Annotated in this window: 10 protein-coding genes; 7 read left to right on the top strand and 3 right to left on the bottom strand. The window is 49.2% G+C overall.

All coding sequences use genetic code 11. The features are described from left to right. Positions 1 to 94: 94 nt before the first annotated feature. Positions 95 to 1414, bottom strand: a complete 1320-nt coding sequence (locus K0H80_RS11350; protein ID WP_220071642.1) for a dicarboxylate/amino acid:cation symporter — start codon at positions 1412 to 1414, stop codon at positions 95 to 97. 216 nt (positions 1415 to 1630) lie between these two features. On the opposite strand from K0H80_RS11350, the gene K0H80_RS11345 reads away from it, so the two are divergent. After that, a complete protein-coding gene (locus K0H80_RS11345) occupies positions 1631 to 4090 on the top strand; it encodes an Ig-like domain-containing protein (protein WP_220071641.1) in 2460 nt (819 codons plus the stop codon). Positions 4091 to 4728: 638 nt separating this feature from the next. On the opposite strand, the gene astB is transcribed toward K0H80_RS11345, so the two are convergent. Next, positions 4729 to 6066 (bottom strand): N-succinylarginine dihydrolase, encoded by a 1338-nt coding sequence (astB, locus tag K0H80_RS11340; protein ID WP_220071640.1) that lies wholly within the window; start codon positions 6064 to 6066, stop codon positions 4729 to 4731. A gap of 358 nt (positions 6067 to 6424) precedes the next feature. On the opposite strand from astB, the gene topA reads away from it, so the two are divergent. The 6 genes from topA to K0H80_RS11310 all read left to right on the top strand — a co-directional run bounded on the left by topA (position 6425) and on the right by K0H80_RS11310 (position 12070). Further along, positions 6425 to 9073, top strand: coding sequence for a type I DNA topoisomerase (gene topA, locus K0H80_RS11335; protein ID WP_220071639.1), 2649 nt, complete (start codon positions 6425 to 6427; stop codon positions 9071 to 9073). Positions 9074 to 9260: 187 nt separating this feature from the next. Beyond that, positions 9261 to 9836 (top strand): YceI family protein, encoded by a 576-nt coding sequence (locus K0H80_RS11330; protein ID WP_258406081.1) that lies wholly within the window; start codon positions 9261 to 9263, stop codon positions 9834 to 9836. A 119-nt stretch (positions 9837 to 9955) separates the two neighbouring features. Then, positions 9956 to 10306, top strand: a complete 351-nt coding sequence (locus tag K0H80_RS11325; protein WP_011866020.1) for a DUF3802 family protein — start codon at positions 9956 to 9958, stop codon at positions 10304 to 10306. A gap of 99 nt (positions 10307 to 10405) precedes the next feature. Further along, positions 10406 to 10693, top strand: a complete 288-nt coding sequence (locus K0H80_RS11320) for a hypothetical protein (RefSeq protein ID WP_150099962.1) — start codon at positions 10406 to 10408, stop codon at positions 10691 to 10693. 17 nt (positions 10694 to 10710) lie between these two features. Beyond that, positions 10711 to 11085: a SpoIIAA family protein gene (locus tag K0H80_RS11315; RefSeq protein ID WP_220071637.1), complete on the top strand. Its 375-nt coding sequence runs from the start codon at positions 10711 to 10713 to the stop codon at positions 11083 to 11085. A 130-nt stretch (positions 11086 to 11215) separates the two neighbouring features. Continuing rightward, positions 11216 to 12070 (top strand): putative ATP-dependent zinc protease, encoded by an 855-nt coding sequence (locus K0H80_RS11310; protein WP_220073968.1) that lies wholly within the window; start codon positions 11216 to 11218, stop codon positions 12068 to 12070. Between the two features lie 58 nt (positions 12071 to 12128). On the opposite strand, the gene K0H80_RS11305 is transcribed toward K0H80_RS11310, so the two are convergent. Further along, positions 12129 to 14768: a PAS domain-containing protein gene (locus tag K0H80_RS11305; protein ID WP_220071636.1), complete on the bottom strand. Its 2640-nt coding sequence runs from the start codon at positions 14766 to 14768 to the stop codon at positions 12129 to 12131. Positions 14769 to 14842 lie beyond the last annotated feature (74 nt).

Raw genomic sequence — 14842 nt, 5'->3', positions numbered from 1 at the left:
CTAATAGAGCTAATTCCTGTTTTACCGTATATCAATAGAAAAGGCGCCCATTGGACGCCTTTTCGTTTTTACAGATTGATGATATCTAGCATATTTACTCTTTGAGCTCGGCGTTTACCTGATCGACAAAGCTGCCTGCCGTCTTACCTGCTTGAGGATCATCGAAAGTAGCTTGGTTAAAGGCATTTTCCGATTTGGCGATGATCACAGTCGCCACCGAGTCGCCGGTCACGTTGACTGCGGTTCGCACCATATCTAGCAGTCTGTCTACCCCCATGATGAGGGCGATACCTTCAACAGGCAGACCCACCTGATTGAGTACCATTGCCAGCATGATAAGACCGACGCCAGGTACACCTGCTGTGCCGATAGAGGCGAGGGTCGCTGTGACCACCACCATGGCATAGTCGGTAATGGTGAGATCGATACCAAAAACCTGGGCGATAAAGACTGTGGCGACACCCTGCATAATTGCCGTGCCATCCATGTTAATGGTGGCGCCCAGCGGCAGAGTGAAAGAGGCGACCTTATTATCCACCCCTAGACGGTGCTCAGCGGTCTCTAGTGTCACTGGCAGCGTGGCATTTGAGCTGGCCGTACTAAAGGCGAACAGCTGCACATCACGCATCTTACGAATAAAGGTAAAGGGACTGAGTCCGGAGAAGAGTTTTAATAGCACAGGGTAGCTCACGAAGGCGTGCACTAATAACACCGCCAGAACTACCGCGAAATATTTAACAACGCTTTCAAAAGTCTCGAGACCTAAGGTTAAGGCGAGTTTACCCATGAGGGCAAATATACCGTAGGGGGCCAGTTGCATGATGAGGGTGACCACACGCATGATCACTTCATTTAAGTCATTAAATAGTGCCGATACACGTTTGCCGCGCTCGCCAATATGGGAAATAGCAAAGCCAAAGATCACTGCGAAGATGATGATCTGCAGCATATTGCCCTCTGTCATTGCCTGTATCGGGTTGCGGGGAACCAGGTTGATCAATACGTCCGAAAGGCTAGGGGCCTCTTTAACGCTGTACTGCATGTTCTCTGCCGCTAGCGAGGCGTTACCTGGATGAACGAGCAGCGCGACCAAGATGGCCATTGAAAGGGCAATCGCCGTGGTAAACAGATAAAAAGCGATGGTTTTTCCGCCGAGCCTGCCAAGGGATGATGGGTCACTCAGCGAGCAGGTACCACAGACCAGGGAGATGAAAACCAGAGGGACGACCAACATCTGTAAACTCGAGATAAAAATACTGCCGACCACGTTCAATAAGCCGTTAGTAATATACTCTTCGATAAACTCACTACCGGGGAAAAAACTGCGTAGCAGTAGCCCGGTTAAAATGCCTCCGGCCATACCTATGAGTATTTTTCCGGTGAGGCCTAATTTTTTGTTTTGCGTGCCAGCCATAGTGCTTCCTGTATTATTTTTATGCTTTTCAATTTGCACCTAAAGCCTAGCAAGAAACCCTAGGTGATGAAACGGCTAAATAGTTAAAGTTTTTGTCACTTTTACGCTCTTAATTGCGATTAGTGATGGAAAAGTTATGGGAAAATTGTGTAATGTTAGCCTATAAGTAATAAGCAGATGCTTTTAATGATAATCTGAGTAACAGGGAGTCTGACAATGAAGTCAGCGTTTAAAGTTTTTACCTCATATTTATTTTTGCTTTTTATTGTCGCCTGTAGCGGCGGGGGAAATGTCACAGATGGTGGTGGCGGTACGCCGACTCCAGGTGAGGACTCTTATAGTTTGTCGCTTGCGTTAGTTAATGGAAGTGGTGAACCAACTACTGACATTTCCAATGCTCAACCTGGGAAGTTATATGCAACCCTAACTAAAAATAGTTCTCCTTTATCTGGAGGCAGAATAGTTTTTTCACTTCAAGGGGAAGGGGTGCTGACTCCTGATAGTGGTGTTAGTGATGCTGATGGTAAAGTCTCGATAGATGTACTTCCTGGAGATAAGTTGGGGTCAGGTAAGATAACCGCATCCTATGAAACTATAGGCGGTACGACAGTAGAAGCTTCCGTTTCTTTTAATACTCAAGGTGATGGCGGCGCAGCAACAGGTGGTGCGCAAGTTGCTCTGATATTAGTTGACGATTTAGCCACTATGACTCCGATTAGCACTATATCCTCATTATCGCCAGGTTATTTGGTCGCTACAGTAACGGGAATTTCCAAAGCAACGATTGTTAAGTTCACTAGTGATATTGGCGAACTACCTATTGAGACCGCTGCCACAGAAGATGGTAAAGCTTATGTACAGATATTAGCTGGTTCTCAGCCTGGTGCGGGCATTGCCACTGCAACACTTGTAACGGGGGAAAAGGCTGAATTAGTCTTTAAAGTTGGGGCGACAAATGTGTTGATGGGAAGTGGTGATCCGTTCCAATCTGAAGTAGCCGCTGTTTCGCCTGCTGTTGTCTCTGCAGGCGGTACGGCGAGTATCTCTGTTACGCTTCAAGATGATGCCGGTAATCTTTTTAGCGAGCCGGTTGAAGTTAAGTTTTCATCTGTTTGTGCAAATAAAACACCAGCAGAAGCAGAAATCAGTTCTCCTGTTGTAGCCGTAAATGGTGTAGCGACCACAACTTACCTTGCAAAGGGGTGTGTGGGTGACGATGCTATTAATGTGAATGCAGTCGTTGGTAGTAAATCGTTGTCAGCCAAGGCTACACTCAACGTTTTGTCGGCTAGTGTAGGAAGTATTAAGTTTGTTGAAGCAATACCTGAACTTATTCGATTAAAGGGAACTGGAGGCGCTGAATCATCAACAGTTAAATTCCAGGTGATGGATAAGAATGGTAATCCTGTCAGCAATCAAAGGGTGAATTTTTCGCTTAACTCGGATACTGGTGATATTGTACTCGATCCGACAACTGCAACGACTAACAGCCAAGGTATAGCGCAAACAGTGGTTAACTCTGGTACCGTTGCTACATCTGTTAGAGTAACTGCGGTTGTTGACGGCAGTTCACCTGAGATTTCAAGTCAATCTAATTTATTGGTTATATCGACAGGTTTACCGGATCAGGATAGTTTTTCGCTTTCTGCTGATATTCTTAACCCCGAAGGTTGGGATTATGATGGTGTCGAAGTTAACATAACTGCGCGTTTGGCGGACGCATTTAATAACCCTGTACCTGATGGCACTGCGGTCTCCTTTACAACAGAGGGTGGCGTAATTGATTCATCGTGTACGACACAGGATGGTGTATGTTCGGTGAAGTGGAAGAGCCAAAACCCAAGACCTACTGGTAAGACACTTTTTGAACTTGGCCAAGAACCTACGCTGGGAGCCGACATTGGGCAACCGTATGGCGGACGCGTGACTATTTTGGCGAGAGCAATCGGTGAAGAGTCTTTCCCCGATCTTAACGGAAATGGTCGTTTCGATTTAGTTGAATTTGAAGACTTTAAAACTAAACAGGACGTATCGGGTAACCCTTATGATTTAGATGAAGCTTTCGTCGACCATAATGAAGATGGATTATACAATCCAAAGTTCGATGGCGAAGCTGGTGGTGATGCCGAAACTTTTGTTGATTTTAATAATAACAAAGAGTTTGATGTAGCTGATGGTCTATATAATGGTAGTTTGTGCGCCTTAGATGAAACTGGTGCGCCGCACGCGGGGTGTTCTTCGGTGAAGAAATCGTTAGACGTAAGAGCCTCTTTGGTTTTAGTTATGTCAGGAAGCACTGCCGTAGCGTCCACTCCTATTATTGTGGATAGCTGTACTGAAGATACGTCACTTACTGACGATCCTTGTAAAGGTCTTAATGGAAACCAAACGATCGATATCCTGGGCAAGTCAACGGGTGGTGTGTCGATCATTGTCGGTGATCTTCACAACCAACCACTGCCACAGGGAACAGTAATAACTTTTACTCCATCAGCAGGTAGCTTGGCAAGTAAGGGAAGCTATACGGTTACATCAACCAATGTTAATAGAGCGGAACCTTATAGTGTGACTATTAAAGGTGCCGATCAACCAGATGCGGGTACGCTTATAATTGAAGCAACAACGCCTAAGGGTGATATTAGTGAATTGGCGAAAATTCCAATCACGATTCACTAAATTGAATTTGGTTATTTATAGAAGCGCGCAGTTTACTGTGCGCTTTTTTTTGGGCAATCTGAAACCACCTCCTATGGAGGTGGTGATCGTTCCTTCTGGGCTATGCCCGTACTTTCTCCTAGACAGTATCTCTCGTATTTTCAATCTTTCCCTATTTACTCAAAACATCTTTGTTGTTAAGTGTTTGAATAATTTTGTGATTATTCTGGTTTAGGTATTGCCTGTGGTGGAATGATTGAGGAAGAGTGAAAACTAAAATAATGTTGCTGAAGACGAAAGTAGGTCATAGAGAACACTAAAATCTCTATGGCACCCTTATAGAGTACCTCAAAAGCAAATCCACCTGCTATGCAGGTGGATTTTTACATGCCAAAGAGTTGATTTAAAAATAGAAATCGTCTGAAGTAAAAATATAATTTGATGGTAAGTTATAGAAGGTGCTTTAACTATAAAAATCATGGGTCGAAATCGGCTAACTTATTGATTATATTGATTTAAATTCTTATGTGAGATGTTGGGCTAGAATTACGTCACTATGGGAGAAATTTAGACAAGGGATTGTAAGCACCTGATATTAGCATTAAGTGAAAAAGCCATCTTTTCAGATGGCTTTTCAGTTTTAACTTAGTAATTAATAGCTATTTCTGGAACTGATACACGCTGCCGAGCTTCATGATCTGTGTCAGTTCGTCCAGCGCGGTGCGCGATTCGACGATGAGCTGTGGATCGGCGAGATCGTCGATGGCGAGCTCATCACGATAGTGTTTCTCTACCCAGAGGTTCAGCCTGTTAAACAGCTCATCATTCATCAAGGTGTTGGGGTTGACGGCAGCAAGCTCGGTCTCGTTCATGGCGACGCGCAGGCGCAGACAGGCGGGGCCACCACCATTTTGCATGCTCTGCTTCACATCGAAATAGTGCACCTGCTTGATCGGTGTGCCCAAAGTGACGAGCTCATTAAGGTAGGCATATACCGCTTGATTTTCCTGACAGTTTGTCGGCGCAATAATTGCCATCTCACCGTTTGGTAGGGTGACTATCTGGGTGTTGAATAGATAGCTCTTTACTGCATCCTGAATGCCGACTTTGGCGGTAGGGACTTCAATAAAGTGAAGCTCTTTACCGTTGAATTTATCTTGGATTTCGGCCAGTTTCTTTTGTGTATCGACAAAGGCCTGCTCGTGGTAGAAGAGCACATTCTGGTTACCCACGGCAATCACATCGTTGTGGAACACGCCTTGATCGATGACATCGGGATTTTGCTGGATAAAGACGCTGCTCTCATCATCGAGCTGATGCAGACGGGCGATGGCCTGTGAGGCTTCGAGTGTCTGTCTTGCCGGGTATTTCTTTGGCTTTGGCGCGTTAGGGTTGGTCGCTTCCTGACCGTAGACGAAGAGTTCGATACCGGCATGACCGTATTCGCTGCACAGACGCGTATGGTTAGCAGCGCCTTCATCGCCGAAACTTACGTGTTCAGGCAGATGCTGATGGTGATGGAAGTAACGCGAGTTATTAAAAGTAGCGGCCAAGATGTTACCTGTGGTCACAGGCTCAATGCTGCGATGGAGTTTGTCTACCAGGTTTGCCGGGGTGAAATGAATCTTGCCATCATGGGTATCGGCGCTTGGTGAGACGGTTGCCGCATTGGCCGTCCACATGCTAGAGGCGCTGCAACAGGCTCTAAGGAGCGCAGGGGCTTGTTTGGCGGCTTTATTTAATACTTCGGCGTCTGTACCAGAAAAACCAATTCGACGCAGTGTGTGAAGATCTGGACGCTCCTGAGGGGCAAGCATCCCTTGGGCCAAGCCTAAATCGGCGAGGGCTTTGGCTTTCTTGAGGCCTTGTTTCGCAGCCGCCTTAGGGCTGGATATTGCGGCGGCGTTATTTAAAGAAGCCACATTACCGTATGACAGGCCCGCATAATTATGAGTCGGTCCGACGAGTCCATCAAAATTCGCTTCGTAATGCTTCATTGCATATCCTTCAAGTTATTATTGCTTTAATAGGGCGTCAACACAGGGTAGAGGTGGCGCCGCAATTCGTTGAATTTGTGCTCCAGTATACTTGAGCTTTGGGGCATAACAAGCTAGGGGGAAGGGGCCTTATCTGTGATATTGGCTCAGAAATGCATAAGTATTACTTGCTAGTTGGGGAATAATGAAATATTAGTTTTTAATTACGCAATATTATTTTTCACATTTTTTTCAAAAACGGTTAAAAATTGGCTCGCCGTAACAAATAAAACAGGGATTAGCTTGAAACTATTGATACAACCCTCTATATATGGAGCCAATTTACAGAATTTTGAGACTTTTTGGCGCAGATCATTCTATGGGTAAATCGCTAGTTATTGTCGAATCACCGGCCAAAGCCAAGACTATTAACAAATATCTCGGCAAAGATTACATCGTAAAATCGAGTGTGGGTCACATCCGTGATCTCCCTACCTCATCCTCCAGTGACGCCAGTTCGTCGACTAAATCGCCCGCCGAAGTGCGCAAGATGTCCCCCGAAGAGAAGGCTAAATATAAGGCAGAGAAAGCGAAGAAAGCCCTGGTTGCGCGCATGGGAGTGGACCCAGAGCGAGGCTGGAAGGCTAAGTACCAGACGCTTCCGGGCAAAGAAAAAGTCGTTAAAGAATTACAGTCACTTGCTGAAAATGCAGATCATATCTTCCTCGCAACCGATTTGGATAGAGAGGGGGAGGCAATTGCATGGCATCTTCAAGAAGTGATTGGTGGGGATCCTGAGCGCTACCAGCGCGTGGTCTTTAACGAGATCACCAAGAGCGCGATTCAAGAGGCGTTCAGCCATCCGTCGCAGCTCAACACCAATATGGTTAATGCCCAGCAGGCGAGACGTTTCCTCGACCGTGTTGTGGGTTTCATGGTGTCCCCCCTGCTATGGAAGAAAGTGGCCCGTGGCCTCTCCGCAGGGCGTGTGCAATCGGTTGCGACGCGTTTGGTGGTCGAGCGTGAAGGCGAGATTAAGGCGTTCGTACCTGAAGAGTTCTGGGACATTCATGCAGAGCTGACGACCCTAGGTAACGAAGGGCTCAAGATGCAGGTGGCTAAGTTTAAGGGGGATAACTTTAACCCTGTAAACGAAGCCCAGGCTATGGTGGCGGTTAACGCACTACAAGACAGCAAGTACCAGGTTTCTAGCCGTGAAGTCAAAGCGACGTCTAGCAAGCCCTCGGCGCCCTTTATCACCTCGACCCTTCAGCAGGCGGCCAGTACCCGCCTAGGCTTTGGGGTGAAGAAGACCATGATGATGGCTCAGCGTCTCTATGAAGCGGGTCATATCACCTATATGCGTACCGACTCGACTAATCTAAGTCAGGAAGCCCTCGATAGTGTGCGTGACATGATCGGCAAGGAGTATGGCGATAAGTACCTGCCCGATGCACCGATCCGTTATGGCAGCAAAGAGGGGGCACAGGAGGCTCACGAAGCGATTCGTCCGTCCGATGTGAACGTTAGTGCCACCAGCCTTAGCGATATGGAAAGAGATGCCCAGCGTCTCTATGAGTTGATCTGGCGCCAGTTTGTTGCCTGTCAGATGACCCCAGCCAAATATGATGCGACGCGTTTGACCGTGACCGCAGGGGATTACGAACTCAAGGCCAGTGGCCGTACCCTTAAGTTTGACGGTTGGACTCGGGTTCAGACCGCGCTTAAGAAGAAAAACGAGGAAGATAACACCCTGCCGATGGTTGCCGAGGGTGATGTGCTGGCATTAGAAGAGTTATTACCCAAGCAGCATTTCACTAAACCACCGGCGCGTTATAGCGAAGCATCACTGGTGAAAGAGCTCGAGAAGCGTGGCATCGGTCGTCCATCGACCTATGCGACCATCATCTCAACCATTCAAGATCGTGGCTATGTGAAGGTCGAGAATCGTCGTTTCTACGCCGAGAAGATGGGTGAGATCGTTAGCGAGAGCCTCATCGGCAGCTTCGAAGAGCTGATGAGTTACGACTTCACCGCCGGCATGGAGCAGACCCTGGATAACGTCGCCCAGGGCCAGCTCGAATGGAAGAAGGTGCTGGATAACTTCTATAAAGGCTTGACCGCTCAGCTCGAAAAGGCCGAGCTACCGCCGGAAGAGGGCGGCATGCGCCCTAACGAGATGGTGCTGACCGATATCGCCTGTCCAACCTGTGGACGCCCAATGGGTATTCGTACCGGTACTACCGGCGTCTTCCTCGGCTGTTCAGGCTATGCCTTGCCGCCAAAAGAGCGCTGCAAGACGACCATGAACCTGACGCCGGGCGAAGAGGCCGTCAGCGAAAACAGCGAAGATGCCGAAACCGATGCACTGCGCGCCAAGCACAGATGTGATGTCTGCGGCACGGCGATGGATAGCTATCTTATCGATGAGAAGCGCAAGCTGCATGTGTGTGGTAATAACCCCATCTGCGGCGGCTACGAGGTCGAGCAGGGGCAGTTTAAGATCAAGGGGTACGAAGGGCCGATTATCGAATGTGATCGTTGTGGCAACGATATGGAGCTGAAGAATGGCCGTTTTGGTAAGTATTTTGGTTGTACCAACAGCGAGTGTAAGAATACGCGTAAACTGTTGAAAAATGGTGAAGTGGCGCCGCCAAAGGAAGACCCAATCCACCTGCCAGAACTGAAATGCACCAAGTCTGATGGCTATTTTGTGCTAAGAGACGGCGCCGCAGGCATCTTCTTGGCGGCGAGCACCTTCCCTAAATCCCGCGAAACCCGCGCGCCTTTAGTGGAAGAGCTGGTGAAGTACCGTGAGCTCTTATGGCCCAAATATCAATATCTGGCCGATGCCCCTGTATCGGATGATGACGGTAATAAGGCAGTTGTGCGTTTTAGCCGTAAGACCAAGGAGCAGTATGTGGCAACCGAAATCGACGGTAAGGCGACCGGTTGGACGGCCAAGTTTGTCGGCGGTAAGTGGGTAAGCGAAGCCAAGGCTAAGCCAAAGGTGAAGAAAAAAGCCTAACTGACAGACTGTCATTTATCTAGCAAGAGCCCTAACTGAGTTAGGGCTTTTTTATTGGGATAAATATTAGTGGTTCATAATCTGTTGTATTAGGCTAATATAGATAAGATTACCTTGCTAATCATTAAACTAGCTGGGTTTCATCGCAGAGGTTTCGACGGACTACGGGTTATAAATGGAGCGTAAAATGAAAACACTGATCATGGCAGCAGGACTTGGGATCTTAAGCTTAAACGCCTATTCGGCCGATTGGCAGGTGAGTAACCAGGGCTCACGGGTTAACTTTATCTCAATCAAGAAGGGCGATATCGCAGAGGTGCATCATTTTACTCAGGTCTCGGGTCAGCTTAGCGACGCTGGCGCCTTTAGCCTGTCTATTCCCCTTAACAGTGTGGTCACCAATGTGGAGATCCGCGACCAGCGTATGAAAGAGATACTGTTTGAAACCGCTCAGTATCCGAGCGTCGAATTAACTGCCAGTCTCGACGGACAAGCGATCGACAAAGCCAGTGTCGGCACCATAATGTCGATGAGTGTCGATGCCAAGGTGAGCCTGCATGGTAAGACCCAGACTCTTCCTGTGATGGTGAGTGTGGCCAAGGTGGCCGGTGATAAGTTGATGGTGGCCAGTGAGGCGCCACTGGTAGTCAATGCAGGTGACTTTGGCCTGACACCTGGGGTTGAGAAGCTCAGAGAATTAGCCGGTCTGCCTGCTATCAGCAAGGCGGTGCCGGTTTCTTTCGTGTTAACCTTAATGCGATAGAAAAACGTGCACTAACAACAAGATTGGATACTCGATTTATATCATAATGGCGGTAGAAACTGGATATTGAGCATGGGCTATACCATGCTCATATATAAGTCGCGTGTTTAGGGTAAAAAATGGTTACTGATAAAGACGGATACATACATCTAATACAATATCTTACCGAGCATCTAGGCCTGTTTGAGGCCTCCGAAGCAGGTGGGGTAGCGGGTGACACCGTCATGGAATTGTTTGAAGAGCAGTTGGCGGCGCAGATCATCATGGTGTGTGGCCAAAATCCTTCCTTAACCTTTGCCGAACGCAACATGGTAATTCGCGAAGTCGACGCCATCGTCTATGACTTAGAAGAGATCTTAGCCAAGGTGGCTAACCACAATGCCACCCAAGAGCAGACCCTGTTTATTACCGAGTTTTCGGGATTGATCAAAAATCTGTTCGATCAAGAAATTGCCAAGATGCAAGCTTAGGTTTTGCAATCCGAAACAGGTGTTTACAACTCACTGCTTGAGAATGTCAGCCTTTATTCCTACTGTTAGCATAAGTGCGAAATTGGGAAGTTTGTGTGCATGTCTGCAACCTCTATCAGTAAACAACATTTTGTTATCTATGCGGTACTCGTGTTGTTTTGGGTCATTTTTCAGATCTTTAGTGCTAACGCCTTGGCGTTTGGCTGGGGGTTCATTCCGTTTGTCATCTCCTTGCCCTTTGTGCCCTTCATCTTGGTCTGGTTGGGGGTGCAGTTTGTACGTCATTACAGGTACATACGATTAGGGCCCAACATCAGCGAGCACCTGGTGCATTGTGTCTGTACCTGTACGCTATTTTGTCTCTTCGTCTATCATTTTGTTTATTAGTTCAAAAGGAGTGGTTGATGATAGAACTACTGTCGGGATTTCATCATGATACCGTGGCGGTCAAAGCCAGAGGCGTGCTCTCTCGGGCCGACTATGACCAGACTCTGGTTCCGGCGATAGAGACCAAGTTGCAAGATCACTCAACCATTAAGCTCTGGTATGAATTTAGTGAAGAATTTGAAGGGGTTTCTGTTGAAACCTTGTGGGATGATGCCAAATTAGGATTCTTTCATTTGACGGACTTTTCCAGAGTCGCCATCATCACAGATAGCGAGTGGGTGGCCAACACTGCCAAAGTGATGGCCTATATGGCGCCCTGTCCGGTGAAGGTGTTTGCCCGGCAGGCGGCGGATGAGGCGCTGCGCTGGCTGAGTGAGCGTTCGCCGGATTAAGATTGTAGATAGGCCGACACTCAGTCGGCTTCGTTTCATTGGGTTTAGGATATTTTTTATGATTAGAATGTTGACCTTGAGCATGTTGACCTTGAGAATGTCGAGCCTTAAATCGTTGACCAAAGCATTAATGTTAGTGGCGCTATTTCTGCTTGCGCCTGCCTATGGCGCCGATAAAGCCGTCATTGGCCAGACGGCCATGATGACGGTCGATGAAGCCGGGCTCGTCTATCAGGCCCGCATCGATACCGGCGCAGGTAATACCTCCTTGCATGCCTTCGACCTTGAGATCAAAGGGGGCAGCGCCAAGAAGATGGCTGACAACGTGGGTAAGACCATCTGGTTTACCACAGAAAACGCCGCAGGTGAGCGTAAGCGCTTGAGCGCCAAGATAGTTAAAACCTCCACCGTCAGCAACTCTCAGGGCACTGAGACACGTTACATGGTGGAGATGCACGTCGGTTTTGCCGGTGAAACCCGCAAGGTCAAGGTAAACCTTAGAGACAGAGGCCACATGGATTACAAGCTGCTGATCGGCCGTAACTGGCTAAAAGGCAAGTATGTGGTGGATGTGTCTGAAAAGCGGGTGATAGGTGCCAGGGCCCCCATCAGCATTCTGGAAACTGGCCTCTTGTTTGATACCCGTATCGATACCGGCGCGGTAGAAAATTCGCTGCACGCGGTGGATCTCAAGGTGGAAAATGGCGTCGAAGATATGGAGCAGAATGTCGGTAAGATGCTCGCTTTCACCACGGAAAACGAGAAAGGTGAAACAAAACGTGTCCATGCCCGTATCGTCGAAACCTCGCTTATTCGCAATGCCCAGGGCAGTGAGGTGCGCTACATGGTGGAACTCAATGTGGGTGAGCCGGGCAGGGAGTATAAGGTCAAGGTGAACCTGAGAGACCGTACAAAGATGACCAACAAGCTCTTGATAGGCCGTAACTGGTTGCAAGGCCACTATCTGGTCGACGTCGCGAAGTAACCTGTTAGTCAAGGCAGACAAAATAGCGTCCCCGGAAGTGGCTACCTCCGGGGATTTTTTACGCCTTATCGAGATGTAACTCGCATACCAGCTCGGTAAACTGCGCGCTCTGGCTGCTGACAGTGAGTCTGCCGTTGAAGTGAGCCTTGAGCCACTGATTGATATGGATGAGGGAGCCTTGTCCCTTGTCATTATTATTGCTACTGCTGTCTAGCGCGTGAGTGAGTTTCTCCAGCCGAGCTTGGCCAATCCCCAGGCCGTTGTCTCTCAGAGTCAGAGTGAGCAAGCCTTCTCGATAGCGAATACCTAGGCTCAGCTGTTTCGGTCGATTGAGTGCCTGACCGTCGGGAAACGCATGTTGCAGGCTGTTGCCGAGCAATCTGTGGCAGAGCACCAGAAAATGCCAGGGTGAGATGGGCAGTGTCAGGTGATGGGGACAGTCTATCTCCACCGCTACGCCCTTGGCGTCGAGCTGAGGCCTTAACATGGCCACCAGGTCTTGCAAGAAGAGGTCGGCAACAGTGGCGCGAACATCTGTGATGTCTGCGCTGATCAAGGATTGACCATGACGTATGATATCTATCTGGGAAGTCAGGGCCTCGGTAAATTTGGCAAGCTGAGGTTCATCGATATCACCTGCATCTAACTGACGCAGCATGATAAAGATCTGCTCTAGCGCCTGCAGCTCCTGGCGCAGTAACTGATGAACGACTTGAGGCAAGATAGCCTGCTGGGCCAGCTCTATCTGTTTAAGTTGCGCCAGCCCCTTGGGATCTATTCCTTCTTTTACCACGGCTTGTGGCTTGGCATCTAAGGCCTGCTTTAGCTCAGTGTTTCTTGCCCCCTGTAGCTTGATGGTTTGTTCCAGCTCTGCCTGCTTGGCCTTGAGGCTGCTGATATCCACTGCCATGGCACCCAGGGCGATAATATTGCCATCCTTGTCTTTGATTGGGTACTTGGTGATCAGGTAGATACGCTCACCATGTACAGTCGGCATGGGCTGCTCGAAGCTCTGGGCCTGATCGCTGCCCAAGATGATGTGGTCGTGATGATTGATGATCTCGGCAATATGCGCCGGATAGAGGTCGCTGTCGCGCATGCCTATGACCCGGGCTCGCTCTATGCCCATCACCTCGCAAAACTTGTCGTTGACCAAGGAGTAACAGCCATGGGTGTCCTTGATGCAGATGAGGTTTTGCGAGGCGTTGAGCAGGGAGTTGATCAATTCTTTCTTGTTCTCCAGCTCCTGCTGCGCCAGTTGCTGCATCGCCAGTTGTTGCTCCAACGCTAGGTTGCTGGCATCGAGACTGGCATAGGCGATCTCCAGCTGATTGCTGCGGGCGATGAAGGCCTTAGCCAGTTGGCCAACCTCATCGTGGCGCTTGTTGGCATCGAGCTCCAGCCTGCCCAAGTTACCGCTTTGCAGCGCCGAGACGATCTGAAAGATTGGCCGGATAAAGAGCTTGTGCTGGAAGATAAACAGAATGAGCAGGGCGATAAGCTGCGCCAGCAACAGAAACGCGCCTATCTTCAGCGCGATGGCGTTGGCCTGGGATGCGAGGCTCGACAGCGGCGTTACCAGGATGATCTTCCACTGAGTCTGGGCCATGGTGAGGATAGACACCAGCACCGGTTCCTTAAACAGGGGATCGCTACTTAGCTCCAGGGTCACTATAGGCGTCTTGCCATGGCTTCCCCTGATAGAGGCATTGATGAGTGTGGTTAAGCGCTCTCGCTCCTCTCTAGGCGTCTGTACGAGCACTTTCTCGAGCTGTTCGGGGCGATAGGCTGGGCTGGTCATTATCTGCTGACTAAAGGTCTGGTCCATCGTCTCTATGCGTTTGGCAATGGGGGCGAGCTGCGGGTAGCGCTGAATAAGTCTGGAGAGCGGCTGGCCGAGCATGGAGGTCTGCTGCTTATCAGACTCGTCGAAAGGATCCGCCAGCAGATTGTTGTAGCTGTCCAGCGCCAGGATATATCCCTTCGACAGGGGATTCTGGTCGGAAAAATTAAAGCGCTTATCCAGGCCGCGCAGGGCGATGTCGACTGTGGCCACGCCGATAAAGCTGTGGTCGGCACGCATGGGTACAGAGGCGGTGATCATCACCTCCTTGGTGTAGGGGTCGACATAGGACTTAGACCAGTGGGTATGGCCGTCTTGGAAATATTTTGCCGGCAGGTACCAGAAGGCCTGATGATAGCCAGGGCCTTCGGCGCTGTTGTAGTTGTCTAGGTATTGAAACTCATCATGCTTGTCCCGCGCCCAGAAGAAGCTGTTGCGCGTCTTCTGTTTACCGAACATGCCGGGCTCGGGCCAGATCCCGCCGCCGGCGATCAGCTGATGGCGCTCGCCGATATCCAGCAGGGAAGGGATCAGCTCTGTCACCACCTCATCTTGGCCGCGATAGGTTTCGCCCACTATGCCTATGGTGTTCGCCAGTGTCTCGATTTTGGAGGTGACCTGTTGCAGCTGCTCTATGACCGCCAGGCCATAGTTCTGGCTCAGCGAGAGCTGGGTGTCCATGTGATGTTTCTTCTCGGTTGAGAAGATCAACCAGATGCTTGAGGCGATGATCAGAACCGCGACCACAAATTGGACTATGGTGAATTTAAAGGTAAGGCTGTTTTTCCACTGGGTGTTTAATGAGCCGGCCTCGTCTTTCTCATTGGCGACCATAGGGGCTTGTGATCCATTCATGCATTAGTGATAGCTCAAGATTAAATCAAAATGCGACAGGATTAAACTCTTATGAAGTCGGCTTAGGGTGACGA

This window comes from Shewanella aegiceratis (genome assembly GCF_019457495.1).
Classification (GTDB): Bacteria; Pseudomonadota; Gammaproteobacteria; order Enterobacterales; family Shewanellaceae; genus Shewanella; species Shewanella loihica.
Note: the sequence above shows the minus strand (reverse complement) of the source record. Positions and strands in the feature narration are given on the sequence as shown.

Coding starts and splice junctions, on each gene's coding strand:
- K0H80_RS11350 (WP_220071642.1), bottom strand. CDS start 1,414: ATGGCTGGCACGCAAAACAAAAAATTAGGCCTCACCGGAAAAATACTC.
- K0H80_RS11345 (WP_220071641.1), top strand. CDS start 1,631: ATGAAGTCAGCGTTTAAAGTTTTTACCTCATATTTATTTTTGCTTTTT.
- astB (WP_220071640.1), bottom strand. CDS start 6,066: ATGAAGCATTACGAAGCGAATTTTGATGGACTCGTCGGACCGACTCAT.
- topA (WP_220071639.1), top strand. CDS start 6,425: ATGGGTAAATCGCTAGTTATTGTCGAATCACCGGCCAAAGCCAAGACT.
- K0H80_RS11330 (WP_258406081.1), top strand. CDS start 9,261: ATGAAAACACTGATCATGGCAGCAGGACTTGGGATCTTAAGCTTAAAC.
- K0H80_RS11325 (WP_011866020.1), top strand. CDS start 9,956: ATGGTTACTGATAAAGACGGATACATACATCTAATACAATATCTTACC.
- K0H80_RS11320 (WP_150099962.1), top strand. CDS start 10,406: ATGTCTGCAACCTCTATCAGTAAACAACATTTTGTTATCTATGCGGTA.
- K0H80_RS11315 (WP_220071637.1), top strand. CDS start 10,711: ATGATAGAACTACTGTCGGGATTTCATCATGATACCGTGGCGGTCAAA.
- K0H80_RS11310 (WP_220073968.1), top strand. CDS start 11,216: ATGTTAGTGGCGCTATTTCTGCTTGCGCCTGCCTATGGCGCCGATAAA.
- K0H80_RS11305 (WP_220071636.1), bottom strand. CDS start 14,768: ATGAATGGATCACAAGCCCCTATGGTCGCCAATGAGAAAGACGAGGCC.